This is a genomic window from Anabaena sp. 54 (genome assembly GCF_017355725.1).
In the GTDB taxonomy this organism is placed as follows: Bacteria; Cyanobacteriota; Cyanobacteriia; order Cyanobacteriales; family Nostocaceae; genus Dolichospermum; species Dolichospermum heterosporum.
Genome location: NZ_JAAVWA010000035.1, coordinates 38,202 through 56,929, shown reverse-complemented (window position 1 = coordinate 56,929; position 18,728 = coordinate 38,202). Strand labels below are relative to the sequence as shown.

Genomic DNA, 18,728 nt, shown 5'->3' with positions numbered 1-18,728 from the left:
GATGTAACCTGGAATGGTGCGTTACGCTGTCGCTAACACACCCTACTTTTGCACCTTATTTAATTCACATTCCTTAGCTGTTCGCAAAGCTGTTAATTAACTTTCGCGGCTGGAAGTTTGGATGTAAAGCATGATTAAAAACACGGCGGGTACTAGTACGAACAAAATGCTCGCTACGAAACCCAAATCATTAACTTGCATAGCAAGATAGCCTTTTATGTAATTTCGAGTCAACTATTCCAGAATAGCATTATAGATGACAGAGTGAAGCCAAATTTTTTAAAAGCTCTTAAGGTTTGGTGATGACGGTAATAGGTCCGTTCACTACGGTTTGACAAGCTAGACGGTAGTTGTCAGGCTTGTTTTTGAATTTGCGGTTTTCTAAATCTGTACGTGGAGATAGGTTTTCTAGTCCTTCGATAATTTGGACAACACAAGTAGTACATTGTCCAGCACCGCCGCAATTGGTCATTTTGCCGAAAAATTTATAAATATCAATGCCATTTTCTACAGCTTTGAGTCGGAGATTAGCACCATCTGCGGCGATTATTTCTTTATTCTCTTTGACAAATTTAATGTTTCCCATCGTAGCTTCCTGGTAATTGAGGATGTAACTGGATTAATTATATTGATTTATTGCAAAATATTAAGAAATATTAATTTTACAAAAAAATAGGACAGGTGGATGTTACCTGTCCAAAAAATTGGAGATGGGTAATTTATCTAAAACCCACTGCTGCTTGCCAAACAAATGCAAGTAACAAGAAGAAGACGGGAATAACAGGTAATACATCTACCAAGGGGTCGAAAATTTGGTAAGCTTCAGGCAATTTCGCTAGTAATAGTGCTGCTTCCATGTTTGTTTAAATCCACCTAATAATCAAATATCTTTTATATGCGACATCCATTTTAACATGGTTAGGTGATCCGATTTTAGATTTTAGATTTTGGATTTTGGATTGATTGAGAATCCGGGCGACTAGAAGTCACGGCTACACAGGCGAAACCCACGCAGGTGGGTTTTAAAGGGATTGTGTTGATTCAGTTATCGGTTTTTTCTAGTAGTTCGTCAAATTTATTTTGACGGGTAATGATCGGAAAAAACTTCTGTTCTTCCCTCCCCTACCCCCTCCTACCTCCCCTACCTCCCCTACCCCCCTACCTCCCCTACCTCCCCCACCCCCCTGCTTACCTTCACCCATCATTTTCGGGTTGACAGACTACTAGTTCAATTTCTGATGGTTCTAACCAATGACCAAAATCTGTGACAAAACGATCGCTCAAAATTGATGCGCGAATCTTTTGAGTAAAGCGAATTAATTCGGTGATGTTATGAATAGTCAACAAAGTATAAGCTAATATTTCCTGCGATCGCACTAAATGAGATAAATAAGCCCGACTGAAATTTTCACAGGTATAACAAGGGCAAGTTGCATCCAATGGTGTAAAATCTTCACGAAACTTAGCATTTTTGATGTTCCAGCGTTCACCGGAGACAATAGCTGTTCCATGTCTAGCCCAGCGGGTGGGAATAACGCAATCAAATAAATCTACACCAGAAGCGATCGCAATGGCCATTTCTCGATAAGTTCCCACACCCATCAAATAACGGGGTTTATTCACCGGTAACAACGGCGCTGTAGTTTGGACAATTTGCGCCATTAAATCCGTTGGTTCACCCACGCTCACCCCACCAATGGCATATCCCGGCATATCCAACTGCGCCAATTCTTGAGCAGCACGGGCGCGTAAGTCTAAATATACTCCCCCCTGGACAATGGGAAACAATGCCTGATCCTGGCGTTGATGGGCAGATATAGAGCGTTTTAACCAGCGATAGGTTCGGTCTGTTGCAGCTTCTACTTCTTGACGGGTGGCAGGATAGGGAGGACATTCATCAAAAGCCATGATCACATCCGCCCCTAAAATATTCTGAATTTCAATAGAGCGTTCTGGCGTTAATTTAATGATTTGCCCATCATGAGGAGAACGGAAAGTTACACCTTCTTCAGTAATTTTCCGCATTTCGCTCAGACTGAAAACCTGAAATCCACCGGAATCGGTGAGCATGGGACCAGACCAACCCATGAACTTATGTAATCCACCACCACCAGCAACAATAGCTTCTCCCGGTTGGAGATGTAAATGATAGGTATTAGCTAAAACCATCTGCGCTCCTGTTGCTCCCAGTTGGGCAGGGGTGATAGTTTTGACATTAGCTAATGTTCCCACAGGCATAAACCTGGGTGTTTCTACAATTCCGTGGGGAGTAGAAAATATTCCGGCTCTAGCTTTGGTCTGGCTACAGGTAGCGAGACTTTCAAAGGAAAAATTGGCGCTCAAGGCAAAAATACTAATTAGCTAAATTTATCCATCAACTTAACATTTTTGGTGTTACTTAGGGCGTTCGTGGGGGTTTTTGTCTTGTGAGGGTCATACCCCGCAATCCACTATGACCCCAAAGAGGATATGATTTCTTTAGTTAAGGTTTTGTGATACCTCCTTTCTTCTCAGGAATTACGCAAAATATCCCTCAAACCCTCATTTCTCTGTGTTCTCTGTGCCTCTGTGGTTCGTTATTCCATGAATTATGCGTAAGTCCTACTTCTACTTCATTCTTTCTCCTGACGGTCACTGAGCGAAGTCGATAGCGTAGCGTGGCGTTAGCCATAGTGCTGACTCCTTTAAAAAGAATCACAGCAGTCGTCATCAATTTCCGCATCCCATCTAGCGGCTAGGACTTGATCCATCATCGCTTCTATAACCGTAACGTTAAATTGGCGATCGCGTCTTGCTTGCAAAGGAGTAGAAAGAGGAATCAACCGTAAACACATTTCCTCTTGAACTAAGTCGAAGTAGGTTTCTTTTTGTGGAGATAGTTTTAACTCCAGATAATCAAAACTATCCACATTCACATATAGTGCATTATTGGTGACTAAGGTAGACCGATGGGAATTAGCGAATACTTCCATTACATCCCCGTCACCCTCACTCAGTAGCTTATTTTCTTGGGTGTAAATGTAGTGGACTCTACCTAAATCATTCAGCAATCGGCGGATATCGAGTTTGTTGACAACTATGCCCATGTTGACTATGCACGGGGCTGGCGTTTTGGTGTGGGGTAGATGATGACTCATAGAGAAATAGCGGTTTATGAAAGGTGAGTGACAACGCAGCCAGACTATCAATGAGATGGATTGTTAATTTCCCATAGTTCCAAAATATCAAGTTTAGGAGGCGATCGTCTCATCTTTTGAGGTAGATTGTCAGTCTGGGAGTGATTTATGATGAGAACATTTATATTCATGAATACTGGAAGTATTTAGCTAATTGAACTCTTTCTAAAGTATGGCTAACGTTTTGCGCTGGTGGCAACAGCAATTGCTAAATTTAGTTGCGGCTGTGATTTTCTATACAGCTATTCCCTTACCCTATCTGCAAAATTTGGACTTCCAGAAGGTTGCTTGTTTTGCACCGGTGATTGGGTTGATGATTGGGGGGATTTTAGGTGGATTAGATACGGGAATGAATTATTTGGGTGTCCCCGTGCTAACTCGTAATGCCTTGGTAGTAGGTGCGTGGATAGCAATTACGGGAGGGTTACATTTAGATGGTGCGATGGATACGGCTGATGGTTTAGCGGTGGGTGATCCTCAACGCAGGTTACAGGTAATGATGGATAGTGCTACTGGTGCGTTTGGGGCAATGTCCGCTATTGTGATTATTATTTTGAAAACAACAGCTTTAACAGAGATAGCTGAAAACCATTATTTTGTATTAATGGCTGCTTGTGGGTGGGGACGTTGGGGACAACAAATGGCTATTTGTCAATACCCTTATCTTAAACCTACTGGTAAGGGTGCATTTCATAAACAAGCCATTCGTTCTTATTTTGATTTATTTCCCAGTTGGTTTTTGTTAATTGGTTTAAGTGGTGTTGTTTGGGTAATGAATCCCCATAATTTAGTTTTAGCTGTGGGGATGGTTTTATCTGGGAGTGTGATTTCTGTTGTTACCCCAGCTTGGTTTAATTATCAGTTGGGTGGACATACAGGAGATACTTATGGCGCTGTGGTGGAGTGGACTGAAGCGTTATTTTTGTGTATAATGACCAGTATTTAGGATTTACCAGATTTTTTAAATTTGGCAGATTATAATAAACATTATTACGGAGAAAAAGTGTTTATGGCAACATCAGAAGATGTATGGCAACTGTTAGCAGAATTAGCTACTGCTCAAAAAGAAACTGACCTACTATTGAAAGAAGTTAGTCAGCAACAGAAAGAGAATGCCGAACAACAGAAGGCAACTGACCGCCAACTCAAAGAATTAGGTAAACAAATTGGGGGACTCGGTGCAAAATTTGGCAGTTTTACAGAAGGTCTTGCCCTGCCTTCAATGGAAACTATTTTGGGACAACAATTTGGGATGGAAGTTATCAGTCCCAGTGTGCGAGTTAGTAAGGGAGGACAACACATGGAAATTGATGTTCTTGCCTATGCTAATGGTGAGCTAAATACTGCCTATATCGTCGAGGTTAAAAGTCATGCAAGGGAAGATTCTATTACTCAATTAAAAAGTATTTTACAACGGTTTCGTAACTTTTTTCCTGAACACAAAAACAAACGACTTTATGGCATATTAGCCTCTGTTGATTTGTCTAACGAATTACGCGAGAAAATTCTGCAAGAAGGGCTTTATGTGGCTCGTATTCATGATCAAGTTTTCGAGTTGGATATTCCCAATAATTTTCAGGCTCAAAGTTATTAGTGCGATTGCCAATTATTGCAGTGTAATATAAAGATCACCATTATTCCATTATTCCTATAGATTATGTTAAGGAAGACAACGAATTATTAAGCTAACCGACAAGAATGGCGATCGCTATAGGCTGGACTAAAGCGTTGTTTTTGTGTATAATTACCAGTATTTAGGGTTTACCAGATTTTTTGAATTTGGCGGATGATACTGTAATTTAGTAACTAAAGGGTCAATAAGATGGACGCATTAAATCATGGGGAAATCGTCGGTACTCATCATTTCCCAGATGCGGTTACTGATCATACGGCGCAAAACTTCAGTGATCCCCGACTTCTTTGAGAAGTCGGGGATCTGAAGATTTAAGGGGTTTCATTACCTGCTATTCGGGTTTGGTAGTGCAATTGTAGGGACATAATGTTATTATGTCCTTAAGTTATCTGATTTTAAGAAAGGATTTTACCAATGTTAGAAAAGCTAATTTCACTTTCGGAAACAGAAGACCAAATTTTGCAAAAAATATCTGATAATCTTGGCATTTCCGAAGAAAATTTAATTCGTCAGGTTTTAACTGATTTTTTGGCAAGACAAGCAGATGAACTTAATGAACAAACTTGGTTAGATGCTGTTACAAATAACCCTAGCCTTGCTTTTCTTAATGATCCAGAAGAAGATATTTATAACCTGAAAGATGGACAACCTGTAGCTCATGAAGGGTAAAATCGTTATCAAACAGCGAGTAGTGATATAACAAGAATAGTTATGAGAGATATAGATTATGAATACAACTCAAATGCGTAATCAAGTCAAACAAAATATTGATAAATTATCTCCAGAAAAACTAATAGTTATTGCTGAATTTTTACGTGATTTACTTAATGATGAAAATGAAGATGCAACAGAAGAACTATTAAAAATTTCTGGGTTTGAATCTGCTTTTGAACAAGCAAAACAACAAGTTCAAGAAGGGAAGGTAAAAGATTGGCGGATGATTAGAGATAACGTATAAAGTTCAATTATCATTAGAGGCAGAAAAAGTTTTTGCTAAAAGCAATAAAACCTTAGCGAAAAAACTAGCAAGATGTTTTCAAACACTTGAAGAAAATCCTAGTTTTCATCCTAATATTAAGCCATTAAAAGGTAATTATTCAGGTTATTATCGTTATCGAGTTGGAGATTATCGAGTTGTTTATTCCATTGATGATGAAGTAGTTTTAGTTAATATTATTCTGATCGCTCATCGTAGTAAGATTTATGAGTAACATTTATTTTCTTGGATAATAACAAGCGGTTTCTTGTGGCACAATTGATAGAGGTTAATCCATGCTAAAAACCGTTCAGGGAATTTATAAGGATGGAAAGATCCAACTTGCTGAAATACCAAAGGACATTCACGAAGGCACTGTATTAGTTACATTTCTAGAAAACAAAACTAGAACTTGGTCAAATCTAATTTTGCAACATCAAGGTTTTGCAGATAGTATTACCTTTGAGTCCTATCGAAACGAATTGCTGCCACCTGATGAAACCATATTTTCAGTTTAATATTTTTAATTGAATTTATGCAATATTTACTTGATACTTGTGTAGCTAAATATCGCCAAATTGTCCGCGAGTTACTAATTTCTCATGCGACAATAAACGAGCCAAATAATGTTAGAATAAAATCACCCCTCTTAGATTTAGCTATGCGTGCGATTGAAACCACTGGTATCCTAAATACCCAAGGGCAAATCAAACTTGATCATCCCATTCCCCAAGCAAAGGACAGGGTTGTGCGCGTTATTCTTTTAATGCCAGAAGATGAACTTAATGCACAAACTTGGTTAGATACTGTTGCAAATAACCCTAGTTTTGCTTTTCTGCATGATCCAGAAGAAGATATTTATACCCTGAAAGATGGACAACCTGTAGGTTATGAAGGGTAAAATCGTTTTAATTCAATTTCCCTTTGACGATTTATCTTCCAGTAAAGTCCGTCCTGCCTATTGTCTAACCAATACAATTGGAGCATATCAGCACATTATTTTTGCCCTAATCACCAGCCGTATTCCCGAAAATCCCCTTCATACAGATATTATTCTCAGACCAGAAAATCCAGATTTTATTATGAGTGGTCTTCGTAAATCATCAACCATCAGACTTGATCATTTGGTAACACTTCGATCCTCACTTATTCAGCGTGAGTTAGGCTCATTATCATTAAAGACTCAAACCTTAATTGTGGATATTTTGTGTGATATTCTACATTTCTAAAAAGCGTTCTGAGATTAATCCATACTAAAAACTATTCAGAGTATTACAGAGATGAATAAACTCAGAAACAAGGTAGTACAACGTTTGGAAGTTTGGAAGTCATCCCTGATGATAAATTACAAGAGGTTCTTAGCTTTTTAAATTATCTAGTTTGGCAAAGCGAAAATCCTCAAACCCAAGAAGATTAAGTGGCTTCTGTGCCGTTGGTTATCTCTTGTGAGACAATTTCTTTGTTGAATTAAAAATAATTCTTAAATCTATGAGCAATCAAACTTCTATTCCGGTTATTGTCAACGGTGCGGCTGGTAAAATGGGACGAGAGGTAATTAAAGCGGTAGCAGCAGCATCTGATTTGACTTTAATGGGTGCAATTGACACAACTCCTGAACATCAAGGTAAAGATGCGGGGGAATTGGCGGGTTTAAGTGAACCCTTGGAAGTACCAATTACGAATCAATTAGAGCCAATGTTGGCGTATGTGGCTGGGGAGAGACAGATGCAGCCGGGGGTATTAGTTGATTTTACTCATCCTGATGCAGTTTATAGCAATATTCGCAGTGCGATCGCCTATGGAATTCGTCCAGTTGTGGGAACTACGGGTTTAAGTCCGGCACAACTCGAAGAATTAGCTGATTTTGCCGAAAAAGCCAGTACGGGTTGTTTAGTTATTCCTAACTTTTCCATTGGTATGGTACTACTCCAAGAAGCCGCCCTCAGAGCTTCCCAGTATTTTGATCATGTAGAAATTATCGAACTCCATCATAACCAAAAAGCTGATGCTCCTAGCGGTACAGCCATTCAAACTGCTCAACTATTAGCGGAAATGGGCAAAACTTTTAATACTGCTATTGTGGAAGAAACGGAGAAAATACCCGGAGCTAGGGGCAGTTTAGCAGACGAAGGGATTAGAATTCATAGTATCCGCTTACCAGGACTAATTGCCCACCAAGAAGTGATTTTTGGCGCAGCAGGACAAATTTATACCTTACGTCATGATACCAGCGATCGCGCCTGTTATATGCCAGGAGTAATATTAGCCATTCGCAAAGTTAATCAGCTAAAGTCATTAGTATATGGGCTAGAAAAAATACTTTAACTGTTAGCAATTTTCGATTGGTGATTTTCCAATCCAAAATCCAAAAGCCAAAATCCAAAATGTAAAATATGCTCGTTCCCTTAACTCGCCAAAAATTTGAACAAATTATCCCCCTAATTGCCTCTGGACCACAATATAAATACTATTGGGGGAAAGTAAGCAGTTTTGTGCAACGGATACTAATTTCTGTGGTGATCTTAGCTGTACTACTGCTGATACAATTCTTGTTTAGATTAGAATTTGGATTAATATTCTTCTTTGGGGTATTTGGCGCTTTCTTTTGGCTTTGGTATCCCATATTCCAAGCAAGTATACGCAATAGAAAATGCCGCCGTTACAAATACAGTGGCTTTTTTCGGGGACGAGTGTTAGACTGGTGGATTACGGATCGGTTAATGGGTAAACAGGAAACCGTGAATAGTAAAGGTGAGTTAGTCATCATCGAAAACCGCGAAAAGCGGATTAACTTAGAAATAGGCGACGATACAGGATTTACTGTGGAGTTTGAAGCTCCACTACGTAACGCTCATAAAGTCATTGCTCGTGGACAAATAGCTGAAATGGTGGTTATGTCCAATAGTTCTGATTTAAGCACTATTGAAGAATTCAGCGATATATATATTCCTAGTCGTGATTTATGGGTAAGTGATTACCCCTATGTCCGCAGAGACTTTTTCAACGAGGTTAGTGTGCGCTTGCGTGCGAACCAGGAGAGAAAACCCCGCCGTCGTTCGGGAAATAGGAAGTAGGGGCGCAGGGCCTGCGCCCTTCATCAGGAGTCAGGAGTCAGGAGTCAGGAGTTAGAAAGAAGAAAGAAGGAAAAAAGAAAAATTGCTCCCTACTCCCCCTACTCCCCTTACTCCCCTTACTCCCCCTACTCCCCTTACTCCCCTTACTCCCCCTACTCCCCCTACCCCCTGCCCTACATCATCCGCCTACATTTCTATCCTGTCCATAGGCCTGCCAAGCCAAATCCACTAAACCATCAACAATAGCAGCAGCTACGACAGCGTTACCCTTGCGACCTTCGACAGTAATATAAGGAACTAAGGATTCTTGTAATCGTTCTTTTACAATTTTTGAATTGATAAAACCTGCTGGGGTAGCAACTATTAAAGCGGGTCTAATTTCTTCCGCTTCAATTAATTCCACCAGTGCAGTTAAAGCTGTTTGTGCTTGACCAACTACAAATATCCCTTCTGGATAACGCCTAGCCAGAGTTTCAATGCCCCAAGCTGCACGGGTTTTTTCCTTTTGGGGTCGTGTTATTGCTTCCATACTGCAATACACTGGATTAGCAAAAGTATTTTGAATATCGTGGGATATACCCACCTGCACCATTGGCGCATCTACCACAATAGTAGTTCGCGTAGCTAAGGCGGCTGCTCCAGCTTGTAATGCTTGTTCTGAAAACCGAATCAAGGATTTATACTCAAGATCGGCTGTAGCGTAAACTACGCGACGGACGATTTCATACTCTGCTGGTGAAAAAATATGATCACCAATTTCATTATCAATAATTGCCAAACTCTGAGCATCAGTTACGTGCCATTCCATTGCTATTTAGCTTCTTATATATTAGCCTTTAGCTTATCAGTATTTTGGAGTTTGAACTGTAAAATTGCAAATTTCCCTTCCTAATCCCTATTCCCCAGTCATTTTTCAGGATTCAGCATCGGGAGAAATCCGATTCAGCATGGGAGATAAATAAGCTACTAAAGCACCAATGGCAAAAGCGGAAATATTGCGGACTAGAGGCAACCAATCGGTTGTCCGGGTAATAACTGGAGCAATACCGAAGGCAATAAATAACATTCCCCATAAAGGTGAGAAAATTAATGCCCATTGCCAAGCAACTATTTTTTTATCGCCACGGGGTTGGCCAGCAAAACCACAAATAATCCCGCCAACAGCGGAGGTAACAAGGGTGAGTATCCATTGTTCTCTAGGTAGTCCTGGAACGACGTTACAACCACCTTTGAGTAAACAACCTTTAACTGAATTTAGAGCCTGGAGAATGGCTTGATCTTCTCCTTCTTCACGAACAAAATATAAGTTACCAAAGCGGGTTTGTAGTTCAATCCAGAACGTGCGAGGTAAGAATTCATAAACTGCATCACCCACACTAAAGCTGAGGATGTTACCACCACGGGCATCTGCTACCAAAAGAATACTTTTATCATCTAAACCCCAATATTTAATCACTGCTCTACCTGGGGTACGATCGTACTGAGTTAAAACGCGCAGTTTCCAACCGGTGTCAGTTTCAAACTGTTCTAATTCTTTAACTAGCTTTTCTTCTTGGGGGTCAGGGAGAGTTTTTGCTAAATCTACTACTGGTGTTACAAAGCTGGGTAGTAAATCGGGATTTTCATAAGCTAGGGCTGATGGGGAATCAATTGCTAAAATTGAGCCAACAAAGCAAAATACGGCAATTGATACTAAAATTCGTCGCCAAAAACACAGGTGCATGAACGTTTTTATACTATAAAATCAAGAGGATAATGTAACAAGTGCTTTTTAAAGCGTAATGTAAAAGTGATATTTCTTTACACTTCTTTACTTTACTCTAATATTTAGGTATCTTAACAAAATCTGATAGAGAAATTGGGAACAGGAGTCGGGAGTCAGGAATAAACTCCATAAAAATGCTTGATTTTTGATGGTATCAACACTTAAATATGCACATAGTTAAATTTGATACAGCAAATTGAAACGGTTCATAGTTTAACCAAATATGAAACCCCTCTGGTAAACCTCTCCTTTGCACCTCTCCCTAACCCTCTCCTAAGAGGAGAGGGAAAAGGAATAATATTTAATACTGGAGAGGCTTTGAACCTTGTTCTTTGTATGATAAAAAAGTCCAGCTTCTAGCCGTTTTGAGTATAACTGCAAAGCCAATTTTACTCCTGAGTCCTGACTTCTGCTGTATGTTTCGGTAGTTTCTCATTCGGTTTCGGATTGGCAAGTGTTTTTGTATTTTTCCTGGGATTTTTTTGGCGTGTGAAACTTTTCCAAGCGGCTTTAAAGCCAATGAAGACGCTACGAGTGCCGATTTGCATACTTTCTGCTTGTTTCTTGGCATTATCCAGGCTTTGATCAAATTGTTTAACAACTTGACCGGCGCTTTTGACACCTTCACTAACATCCTCAGTTAAGTCTGTTATTTCTATACTGGTGTCGCGGATAGCGTTGAGAGTGGCCGGTAACTCCCGTGAAAGGGTGTCAAAGAATTTTTCGGCACTACGAGCAGCACGGGCTAATTCCTGCAAAGCGGGGATGGCTGCCACTAAAACGGTTGTTAGACTGACAGTAACTAGGAGGATGGATAGTCCCAGCCAAAATAAAGGATCAATCACGGTTAAGTAGGTTGGCGTTGAAAATTGTCGTTATAGCAAGGGCAAGGGCAAGGGCAAGAGTAAAGAAGTTTTCAGCGATTTTATGTTTCTTTACACAGGTTGGTTTTATTGTGTTCACCTACTTATGGCATTTTTGAACGTTCTAGTTTTTCAGTCAGGGAATCGGTGTCGTCTGGGGTGCTGCTGATATCAACAGTATTTTGTTTGTGGAAACTTTGGCTTTCGCGCTGGGTAGCATCTATGCCAACAGCGATCGCTTCCCGCAATCTATCTACAGTTTCTTCCCAGTTGTCTAGGGTGCTACTAGAAAGACGATCTGCCTGAATTTGGACACTGGTAGAAATATCTTCCGCTAATTCGGGGATAGCATTGGCAGATTTTTTAATTAGTTTACGGGTTTCGCGGCCTGTGCGCGGAGCAACTAATAAACCGACTAAAGTGCCGATAGCTGTTCCTAACATCAAACCAGCAATAAAGATTCCAGAACGGTTATTAGACATTTTTTTATTTTTCTACTCCATAAAATTTAATTTTATACAGGAGTCTAGTACCCCAGGGCGGAAGTCAAAAGTCAAAAGTCAAAAGTCAAAACGAAGACAGTATAGGCTTTTTAACGATTTAGAATGGTTGGTTTATTTATGCCGTGTTGTACTATAGCAATCCTAAATGAAATGTGAACATCTCTTATTTTCCTACCTCTGTGTCCTCTGTGTCTCTGTGGTTCGTTAAAAAAACTAGTTCATAACTCAAATAGGAGTCCTATAGTTTTCTTTTAAGTATATACTTAAGCTTCTTCTTGACTCCTGCCATATTTTAACTATAAGTTGCCACTTTCTTCCCTACCAGCCAAAGATTAGATATAGCATATTTCAAACATACTGTTTCTTTGGCAGCATGACAAGAAACCTTAACTGTTTGTGTTTTCACATCATCTTTTATAAGTTTGGCGTGATAAGTGTAGAGAGTACCGGGAGGTTGTTCAAAACTCAACTCACCAATAATTGTATGATTATCTAAGCTTTTTTCGATGATTTTACCTGTTACTTGATAGTTAAACCAATCCCAACCTAAACGCAGCATGAGTTCTCTTTCCAAGATTTGGAGGGGATTTGGCAATATTCCCCAACCACGATAAACTTTATGTAAACATTGTATATCCCCAGTGTGGGTAAGAATTGATTTAAAGGTATCTTGATCGAGGATGCCATAATATCTTCCTTGGGGAAAATCTATGGCTGTAGGAGCAAATCTATGTCCTCCAAAGTGACTTGACTTCCAAATTCTGATGTGATTTAACTGTAAATCAGCAATTGTATTTTGAGAGTAAAAGTAAAAAGGATTGCCATATCTAGCACAACATTGATCATGGCTACCATGAGTACATATTAAGATATCTCTGGTAATACTGGATTCTATTTCATAATCAACACTCATCCCTGCTAACCATTTACTGACAACTCCGGCGACTTGTTCAATATTTGGTAATTTAAATTCTTGTTTTCGGTATCCTTGACTTAATCCCTGTTGCTGTTGATAAATTAATAGGGTTGTTTCTTGTCGTCTATGGGATTCATCATTGGCAATTAATAGAAACCGAATTGGTAGTTGATCGCGGGTTATATTTTCTACTAAACTGCGTAAGTTATCTGGTACCCATTTAGATTCAAAGGCTTCATAAACCCAAGGGGTAGGACATTCTATTAAAATGTAGGTTTGGTAGTTGGTAGCGCTACCAATGATATCTTCTTGGATTTCTCGTGAATTATCTGCACAAAAAAGTTTATTCATTTAGACTTACTCAAGTAGAAAGTTAATGGTCAATGTTTAGATAAAATCCTGATTTTTTAAATTGCTTTTGCTTAAATAAATCCTATTGAAAAAATTATCTCAAAAACTATTCAAAAATATACAATAATTAAAAATACAGCATTATTTTATAATTTACAGGAGTTATTTTAAAAATGGTTACGGCTAATTTATGACTTATTTGATGGATACCGAATGAAATACATTCGCTAAGTAGGTTGGCGTTGAAAATTGTTGTTATGGCAAGGCAAGAGGCAAGAGGCAAGAGTAAAGAAGTTTTCAGCGATTTTACGTTTCTTTACATAGTTTGGTTTTATTGTGTTCACCTACTTAGTTAGTAAATTATATCTTAATTTATCTATATTGCGAAATATTCTCAATTGTCTGATAAAAAAATATAAAGATGTAAATCTTTATCTTGAACTAATCGTGTATTTTAATTCCAGCCTAATCTACCTCCCCTACCTCCCCTACCTCCCCTACCTCCCCTACCTCCCCTACCTCCCCTACCTCCCCTACCTCCCACTTGCCTTCACCCGTCATTTTCGGGTTGACAGACTACTAGTTAGTTAGGTGAATTCTACAAAAATATATCTTTGTATTAATTTATTCTTCATGAAATTTAACAATGTCCATAGTCTAACAGAAATTTAGAATCACTGTGATTGGATTTACAAATGTAATGAATTAGGTTAAGTAGGTGAACACAATAAAACCAAACTGTGTAAAGAAACGTAAAATCGCCCAAACCCTCTTCACTCTTGCCTCTTGCCTCTTGCCTTGCCATAACGACAATTTTCAACGCCAACCTACTTACATATAGGACATAAGTATGATCAATATAGAAATATTTTATATCCAAATAGTGAAGACGGTTTCATAATGAACTACAGCAAAATTGTTATTCAGTAATAATGGTGAATGCTTGATAGTTGTTTCGTAAACTCCCTATTTTTAATTATATGACATTAATTTTAGCTCTAGACTTTGGCGGGACAAAATTGGCAGCAGCAACAGTTAAGGCTGGTGGTAAGGAGTGGTTGGATCATGAATCACGATTTTCTCCTACAAATGGTGATGCTTTGACTGATTTGGAAATCATGCGATCGCTCATTGATTCCGTGCTAAAAGGAAGAAAGCCGGATGCCATTGGTGTCAGCTTTGGTGGTCCAGTGGATGCCACCACAGGGTTAGTCCGCTTATCTCATCACGTTCCTGGCTGGGAAAATGTTCCCCTTAAACAAATACTTGAAGAAGATTATCACGCACCTTCCAGTATAGATAATGATGCTAACGTTGCTGCTGTTGGTGAACATCGCTTTGGGGCTGGTCAAGGATATGATAGCCTATTTTACATTACCATTAGTACAGGTGTAGGTGGAGGCTGGATACTTGATGGTAAGCCCTGGCGAGGTGCATTAGGCATGGCGGGAGAAATTGGACATATTGTGGTAGATCCTAGAGGTCCCTTATGCTTATGTGGAAAACGGGGATGTGTAGAACGTTTAGCTTCTGGTCCCTACATGGCGCAAAATGCACGGGAAATGTTGGAGAAAGAACCACCTAGCACTAACGGTAAAATCAGAGGAGACGTACTCAGGTATTTGACTGGTAATAATCTCAACTTACTTACAGGCAAAGTCGTCAGCACCGCAGCAGCCAACGGAGATGAAATAGCACAAGAAGTATTATACAGGGGTGCATGGGCTTTGGGGGTCGGTATTGGTAATGTCGCCAACCTCATGAATCCTCAACGGTTTGTTTTAGGTGGTGGTGTTACCAAATCTGGGGATAATTTCTGGACTGTGGTGCGAAAGGTGGCTAGGGAAACCGCACTCCCAGAGGTGAATTTTGAGGTTGTGCGGGCATTATTGGGTGATGATGCACCTTTATGGGGGGCTGTGGCTTTGGGTTTGAATGTTTTGGATTAAACTTCTTTCTCACGCAAAGGCGCAAAGGCGCAAAGAAGAATTAAGAGTCTGTCTCAAATATTCGCTTGTTGTCTTTGATAAAGTGACCAGTACAACCCTTTTTGTTTTAATAGTTCTAAATGTGTTCCTCTTTCGGCTATTACTCCTTTTTCCATGACTAAGATTAAATCAGCACGTTTGAGGGGGGCAAAACGGTGGGCAATTAAGAATACTGTGCGGTTAGAGGAAACATTTTTGAGGTTTTGTAATACTTGTTGTTCGGTTTCACTATCTAAGGCGCTGGTGGCTTCATCTAAGATGAGAATTGGTGCAGATGCTAGGAATAATCTGGCTAATGCTATGCGTTGTCTTTGCCCTCCAGATAATGCTGTTCCTCTTTCTCCTACGTTGTTTTCATAGCCGTAAGGTAGTTGACTAATGAAGTCATGGGCTACTGCTAATCTGGCGGCTTCGACAACTTGTTCGGAGGTAATATCTGGATTGCCTAATGTAATGTTTTCCAAGATTGAACCATTAAATAAAAAGTCTTCTTGGAGAACTACGCCTATTTGTTGTCTTAAAGATGCTAAGTCAGCACTTTTGATATCAAATCCATCAATTAGAATTCGTCCTGACTCAATTTGATAGAGTCTTTGGAGAAGTTTAGAAAGGGTACTTTTTCCTGAGCCACTTCTGCCGACAATGCCTACAAATTGTCCTGGTTTAATGTTAAAAGAGATGCCTTTTAATACTGGTTCGGTGTTGGCATGATAACGAAAGAAAACTTGGTCAAAATCAACTTCACCTTTGAGGGGTGGTAATACTAATCCTGTGCCGGCTTCTGTTTCTGGGGCAGCGTTGAGAATATCACCGATTCTATCTACTGATAATAGCACTTGTTGGAGGTTTTGCCACAACTGGACTAACCGTAATAGGGGACTTGTCACTCTTCCTGATAACATTTGGAACGCGATTAATTGACCAATGGTTAGTTGATGATCAATTACTAATTTTGCCCCAAACCACAGGATAATTAAGGTAGAAAAGTTAGTGAGAAAGTCACCAATATTACTACTAATATTAGATGTGGTGGAAGCTTTAAAACTGGTACGAATGAAGCGGGCAAATAAACCTTCCCACCGTTCTCTCGCTACTGGTTCTGCGGCATGGGCTTTAACAGAATGAATGCCAGTGATTGTCTCGACTAAAAATGATTGACTGTCCGCACTCCGGTTAAAGGTTTCATTTAGCCAATTTCGCAAAATCGGTGTGGCGATAATAGTTAATGTGGCAAATAATGGTAAGACAGCTAAGGCTACAAATGTTAGAGGAATGTTGTAATAAAACATTAATCCCAGGTAAACTACAGCGAAGATACTGTCAAGAATGACGGTTAAAGCTGTACCTGTGAGAAATTGGCGAATTTGTTCTAATTCTTGGACTCTAGCAACTGTATCACCCACTCTCCGCGACTCAAAATAAGCCAAGGGTAAACGCATTAAATGGCGAAAAAGTTGAGCCGATAAACTCAAGTCTAAACGCCGGGCTGTGTGGGTAAAGATGAATAGCCGCAGCATACCCAGGATAGATTCAAATGTCGCCACAAACAAGAGGGCGATCGCCATCACATCCAAAGTAGCTAAACTCTCCTGTACCATCACTTTGTCAATGATGACTTGAGTAATTAATGGAGAAGCTAAACCCAATAATTGCAAGGTAAAGGAAGCTAATAAAACTTCACCTAATAAACCCCGATATTTCCAAACTGCGGGAGTAAACCAAGCTAAATTAAATTTCTCTTGCTGGGAAATTAGTTCAGTTTGCCATAATGTACCATCCCAACAATTATCCACCACAGATTGAGGTAAATGTTCACAAATATAATCAGGATTTTGAGGATTAGCAATAATTAAAAAATTGCCTTTTATGCCATAAGCTACAACCCAATTAAATTGGGGATTTTTATCTTCCTGATTACCTTGATTCCACAACAATACGGCGGGAAAAGTTAATTGGCGTAATTCATACCAATTAACCTGTAATTTCCGCAATACTAACCCTAATTTCTCCCCTGCTTCTACCAGATTTTTCGGCTTTTGTCCTCGCAACTGACGTTGTACCCATTCTAATTGCACAGGATTTTGTAAATATTGCGCCACCATTGTTAAACAAGCTGCACCTGTATTTCCACTTCCCACAAAGGGATAATTAGAAATTGTGGGTTGTTCCCATTTCGCAGGATGTGAAGGTGAAGAAATGGGAGAATTAGGAACTGGTAAAATAGTTTCAATCTCTTCTACCTCTGCTGAATTATTCCAAAATTCATTAACTTGAGGATTTAAAACCTTTTTCCACAAAGCCGAATTCCAACACACAACTATAACTTCCTTACTAGCAGCTACAGCTTTACAATCAGCAAATAATGGTTGACAGTTGCCAAACCAATCTCCTGCTTGTAAAGTAGCTACGGTTTTATTTTCTTCTTCCTCTCGTAAACGCACTTTACCAGCGGCAATAAAAAATTGATAGTTTCGCTTGCCAAAAGCATCACTACCTAATTTTTGTGACCAAATTTTTTCGCCAAGTTTGTAGTTATGTATTTCTGCTTGCTGTTTTAATTCGTTTTGTTCTTCAGCATTTAGCCAGGATAGTGGCGGTTCATTCCAGGGTAAATTGTTTAACACATTTATTCGTTAAAATTGATTATTTAGAAGTTTTAATCCAATTGAATTTTGACTGTCAGATTTTGAATCTTATCCCCTAGCCATTTCTCAAATAACTCATTTTTTAGTGATTGTTGTAATTGAGTATCTTCTAAAGATGCTGGAAGAATTTGTTCTAATCTAAATAAAGCAAAACGTCCTTCTATTTCTATGGGATTGATCAATTTTCCAGGGGTGGTTGAGTCTACAGCCGCACGTAATATGTCTGGTATCGTCCCCCGACTAATTGGTCCCATCATGCCATTAAATACTCTTTCATCGGCTAATGAATACTCTTTTGCCAGTTGTTCAAAACTACTTCCTTCTTCAACTTGAGTTTGTAGTTCTTCTGCTAATTCCCGACTGTCAACTAGAATCCGCGACAGGATAACTCTATCCAAGTAAATTTTCTTTTCAATAAAGTATTCTGGTAATTTTGATTCTGTGACTAATTCTTTGAGTTTCTCTAACTGAAAGCTAAAGGTAATAGATGTATGAAAAGTTGTGTAATCTGTACCATTGCCTGTTAGCCATTCTTGAAATTTTTGGGCATCAGTTAGTTGATTTTTTAGACGAAAATCAATAATTGTCTGTTCAATTAAGGTGGAACTAATCTCAATATCTGTTCTAGCACTAATTTCTTTTTCAATTACGTGCTGACGCAGTACGTCACTCATGAAATTTCCTAGTCTACCAGATATTTGTAAGTATTTGACTACTTCAGATAGGGTAATTTCCTGATCATTTACAGTTAAAAAAGATGAAGATTCCATGAAGTGATTCTAAGGATAATGCTAAAACATCTATAAGACTTTCCATTAAATAATGGGGAAAACAGTAG

General features: G+C 39.2%; 22 protein-coding genes and 1 pseudogene. 11 read left to right on the top strand and 12 right to left on the bottom strand.

Annotated features, from left to right (window positions below; genetic code table 11):
- Positions 1-96: 96 nt before the first annotated feature.
- The 5 genes from psbM to HEQ36_RS22375 form a co-directional block, all read right to left on the bottom strand.
- Positions 97-201, bottom strand: coding sequence for a photosystem II reaction center protein PsbM (psbM, locus tag HEQ36_RS22395; protein ID WP_071992815.1), 105 nt, complete (start codon positions 199-201; stop codon positions 97-99).
- Positions 202-289: 88 nt separating this feature from the next.
- Complete coding sequence (locus HEQ36_RS22390; protein ID WP_168635781.1) at positions 290-586, bottom strand: 2Fe-2S iron-sulfur cluster-binding protein; 297 nt, start codon at positions 584-586, stop codon at positions 290-292.
- Between the two features lie 133 nt (positions 587-719).
- Positions 720-857, bottom strand: coding sequence for a photosystem II reaction center protein K (locus HEQ36_RS22385; RefSeq protein ID WP_006195022.1), 138 nt, complete (start codon positions 855-857; stop codon positions 720-722).
- Positions 858-1,194: 337 nt separating this feature from the next.
- Positions 1,195-2,343: a tRNA guanosine(34) transglycosylase Tgt gene (gene tgt, locus HEQ36_RS22380; RefSeq protein ID WP_168635780.1), complete on the bottom strand. Its 1,149-nt coding sequence runs from the start codon at positions 2,341-2,343 to the stop codon at positions 1,195-1,197.
- 341 nt (positions 2,344-2,684) lie between these two features.
- Positions 2,685-3,137, bottom strand: coding sequence for a hypothetical protein (locus HEQ36_RS22375; protein WP_168635779.1), 453 nt, complete (start codon positions 3,135-3,137; stop codon positions 2,685-2,687).
- A gap of 211 nt (positions 3,138-3,348) precedes the next feature.
- Here HEQ36_RS22375 and cobS point away from each other — a divergent pair, with 211 nt between their 5' ends.
- The 10 genes from cobS (at position 3,349) to HEQ36_RS22325 (ending at position 8,859) form a co-directional block, all read left to right on the top strand.
- Positions 3,349-4,122: an adenosylcobinamide-GDP ribazoletransferase gene (gene cobS, locus HEQ36_RS22370; RefSeq protein WP_168635778.1), complete on the top strand. Its 774-nt coding sequence runs from the start codon at positions 3,349-3,351 to the stop codon at positions 4,120-4,122.
- Between the two features lie 63 nt (positions 4,123-4,185).
- Complete coding sequence (locus tag HEQ36_RS22365; protein ID WP_053540732.1) at positions 4,186-4,770, top strand: DUF3782 domain-containing protein; 585 nt, start codon at positions 4,186-4,188, stop codon at positions 4,768-4,770.
- Between the two features lie 453 nt (positions 4,771-5,223).
- Entirely contained in the window at positions 5,224-5,478 is a 255-nt protein-coding gene (locus HEQ36_RS22360; RefSeq protein WP_168635725.1) for a hypothetical protein, read from the top strand.
- Between the two features lie 58 nt (positions 5,479-5,536).
- A complete protein-coding gene (locus HEQ36_RS22355; protein WP_168635777.1) occupies positions 5,537-5,767 on the top strand; it encodes a hypothetical protein in 231 nt (76 codons plus the stop codon).
- On the top strand, positions 5,757-6,020 hold the full coding sequence (locus HEQ36_RS22350) for a type II toxin-antitoxin system RelE/ParE family toxin (protein WP_053540729.1): 264 nt from the start codon (positions 5,757-5,759) through the stop codon (positions 6,018-6,020). The genes HEQ36_RS22355 and HEQ36_RS22350 overlap by 11 nt, the downstream gene beginning before the upstream one ends.
- Positions 6,021-6,081: 61 nt before the next feature.
- Positions 6,082-6,303 carry a hypothetical protein gene (locus HEQ36_RS22345; protein WP_027403257.1) on the top strand — a complete coding sequence of 74 codons (222 nt, stop codon included), beginning with the start codon at positions 6,082-6,084 and terminating at the stop codon, positions 6,301-6,303.
- A 17-nt stretch (positions 6,304-6,320) separates the two neighbouring features.
- On the top strand, positions 6,321-6,686 hold the full coding sequence (locus HEQ36_RS22340; protein ID WP_205748495.1) for a hypothetical protein: 366 nt from the start codon (positions 6,321-6,323) through the stop codon (positions 6,684-6,686).
- The gene (locus HEQ36_RS22335) at positions 6,676-7,014 is read left to right on the top strand and encodes a type II toxin-antitoxin system PemK/MazF family toxin (RefSeq protein ID WP_168635776.1); all 339 of its coding nucleotides are present in this window, start codon (positions 6,676-6,678) and stop codon (positions 7,012-7,014) included. The genes HEQ36_RS22340 and HEQ36_RS22335 overlap by 11 nt, the downstream gene beginning before the upstream one ends.
- Positions 7,015-7,273: 259 nt before the next feature.
- The gene (gene dapB / locus HEQ36_RS22330; RefSeq protein WP_027403260.1) at positions 7,274-8,110 is read left to right on the top strand and encodes a 4-hydroxy-tetrahydrodipicolinate reductase; all 837 of its coding nucleotides are present in this window, start codon (positions 7,274-7,276) and stop codon (positions 8,108-8,110) included.
- A 68-nt stretch (positions 8,111-8,178) separates the two neighbouring features.
- Positions 8,179-8,859 (top strand): hypothetical protein, encoded by a 681-nt coding sequence (locus tag HEQ36_RS22325; protein ID WP_053540725.1) that lies wholly within the window; start codon positions 8,179-8,181, stop codon positions 8,857-8,859.
- A 178-nt stretch (positions 8,860-9,037) separates the two neighbouring features.
- On the opposite strand, the gene HEQ36_RS22320 is transcribed toward HEQ36_RS22325, so the two are convergent.
- From HEQ36_RS22320 to HEQ36_RS22300, 5 genes are all read right to left on the bottom strand, one after another.
- The gene (locus tag HEQ36_RS22320) at positions 9,038-9,667 is read right to left on the bottom strand and encodes a precorrin-8X methylmutase (protein ID WP_039204879.1); all 630 of its coding nucleotides are present in this window, start codon (positions 9,665-9,667) and stop codon (positions 9,038-9,040) included.
- 105 nt (positions 9,668-9,772) lie between these two features.
- Positions 9,773-10,582, bottom strand: a complete 810-nt coding sequence (locus HEQ36_RS22315) for a TPM domain-containing protein (protein WP_039204881.1) — start codon at positions 10,580-10,582, stop codon at positions 9,773-9,775.
- Between the two features lie 431 nt (positions 10,583-11,013).
- Positions 11,014-11,469, bottom strand: a complete 456-nt coding sequence (locus tag HEQ36_RS22310; RefSeq protein WP_168635775.1) for a DUF948 domain-containing protein — start codon at positions 11,467-11,469, stop codon at positions 11,014-11,016.
- Between the two features lie 122 nt (positions 11,470-11,591).
- Entirely contained in the window at positions 11,592-11,969 is a 378-nt protein-coding gene (locus HEQ36_RS22305; RefSeq protein ID WP_168635774.1) for a YtxH domain-containing protein, read from the bottom strand.
- Between the two features lie 313 nt (positions 11,970-12,282).
- On the bottom strand, positions 12,283-13,257 hold the full coding sequence (locus tag HEQ36_RS22300; protein ID WP_053540722.1) for a sucrase ferredoxin: 975 nt from the start codon (positions 13,255-13,257) through the stop codon (positions 12,283-12,285).
- A 980-nt stretch (positions 13,258-14,237) separates the two neighbouring features.
- On the opposite strand from HEQ36_RS22300, the gene HEQ36_RS22295 reads away from it, so the two are divergent.
- Entirely contained in the window at positions 14,238-15,206 is a 969-nt protein-coding gene (locus HEQ36_RS22295) for an ROK family protein (RefSeq protein ID WP_053540721.1), read from the top strand.
- 53 nt (positions 15,207-15,259) lie between these two features.
- Here HEQ36_RS22295 and HEQ36_RS22290 read toward each other — a convergent pair.
- Together HEQ36_RS22290 and HEQ36_RS22285 are read right to left on the bottom strand one after the other, a co-directional pair.
- Positions 15,260-17,911: pseudogene (locus HEQ36_RS22290) on the bottom strand (type I secretion system permease/ATPase).
- The gene (locus HEQ36_RS22285) at positions 17,902-18,660 is read right to left on the bottom strand and encodes a peptidylprolyl isomerase (protein ID WP_053540719.1); all 759 of its coding nucleotides are present in this window, start codon (positions 18,658-18,660) and stop codon (positions 17,902-17,904) included. Before HEQ36_RS22285 ends, HEQ36_RS22290 begins: the two are co-directional and overlap by 10 nt.
- Positions 18,661-18,728 lie beyond the last annotated feature (68 nt).

Coding starts and splice junctions, on each gene's coding strand:
- psbM (WP_071992815.1), bottom strand. CDS start 201: ATGCAAGTTAATGATTTGGGTTTCGTAGCGAGCATTTTGTTCGTACTA.
- HEQ36_RS22390 (WP_168635781.1), bottom strand. CDS start 586: ATGGGAAACATTAAATTTGTCAAAGAGAATAAAGAAATAATCGCCGCA.
- HEQ36_RS22385 (WP_006195022.1), bottom strand. CDS start 857: ATGGAAGCAGCACTATTACTAGCGAAATTGCCTGAAGCTTACCAAATT.
- HEQ36_RS22375 (WP_168635779.1), bottom strand. CDS start 3,137: ATGAGTCATCATCTACCCCACACCAAAACGCCAGCCCCGTGCATAGTC.
- cobS (WP_168635778.1), top strand. CDS start 3,349: ATGGCTAACGTTTTGCGCTGGTGGCAACAGCAATTGCTAAATTTAGTT.
- HEQ36_RS22365 (WP_053540732.1), top strand. CDS start 4,186: ATGGCAACATCAGAAGATGTATGGCAACTGTTAGCAGAATTAGCTACT.
- HEQ36_RS22360 (WP_168635725.1), top strand. CDS start 5,224: ATGTTAGAAAAGCTAATTTCACTTTCGGAAACAGAAGACCAAATTTTG.
- HEQ36_RS22355 (WP_168635777.1), top strand. CDS start 5,537: ATGAATACAACTCAAATGCGTAATCAAGTCAAACAAAATATTGATAAA.
- HEQ36_RS22345 (WP_027403257.1), top strand. CDS start 6,082: ATGCTAAAAACCGTTCAGGGAATTTATAAGGATGGAAAGATCCAACTT.
- HEQ36_RS22340 (WP_205748495.1), top strand. CDS start 6,321: ATGCAATATTTACTTGATACTTGTGTAGCTAAATATCGCCAAATTGTC.
- HEQ36_RS22335 (WP_168635776.1), top strand. CDS start 6,676: ATGAAGGGTAAAATCGTTTTAATTCAATTTCCCTTTGACGATTTATCT.
- dapB (WP_027403260.1), top strand. CDS start 7,274: ATGAGCAATCAAACTTCTATTCCGGTTATTGTCAACGGTGCGGCTGGT.
- HEQ36_RS22325 (WP_053540725.1), top strand. CDS start 8,179: ATGCTCGTTCCCTTAACTCGCCAAAAATTTGAACAAATTATCCCCCTA.
- HEQ36_RS22320 (WP_039204879.1), bottom strand. CDS start 9,667: ATGGAATGGCACGTAACTGATGCTCAGAGTTTGGCAATTATTGATAAT.
- HEQ36_RS22315 (WP_039204881.1), bottom strand. CDS start 10,582: ATGCACCTGTGTTTTTGGCGACGAATTTTAGTATCAATTGCCGTATTT.
- HEQ36_RS22305 (WP_168635774.1), bottom strand. CDS start 11,969: ATGTCTAATAACCGTTCTGGAATCTTTATTGCTGGTTTGATGTTAGGA.
- HEQ36_RS22300 (WP_053540722.1), bottom strand. CDS start 13,257: ATGAATAAACTTTTTTGTGCAGATAATTCACGAGAAATCCAAGAAGAT.
- HEQ36_RS22295 (WP_053540721.1), top strand. CDS start 14,238: ATGACATTAATTTTAGCTCTAGACTTTGGCGGGACAAAATTGGCAGCA.
- HEQ36_RS22285 (WP_053540719.1), bottom strand. CDS start 18,660: ATGGAATCTTCATCTTTTTTAACTGTAAATGATCAGGAAATTACCCTA.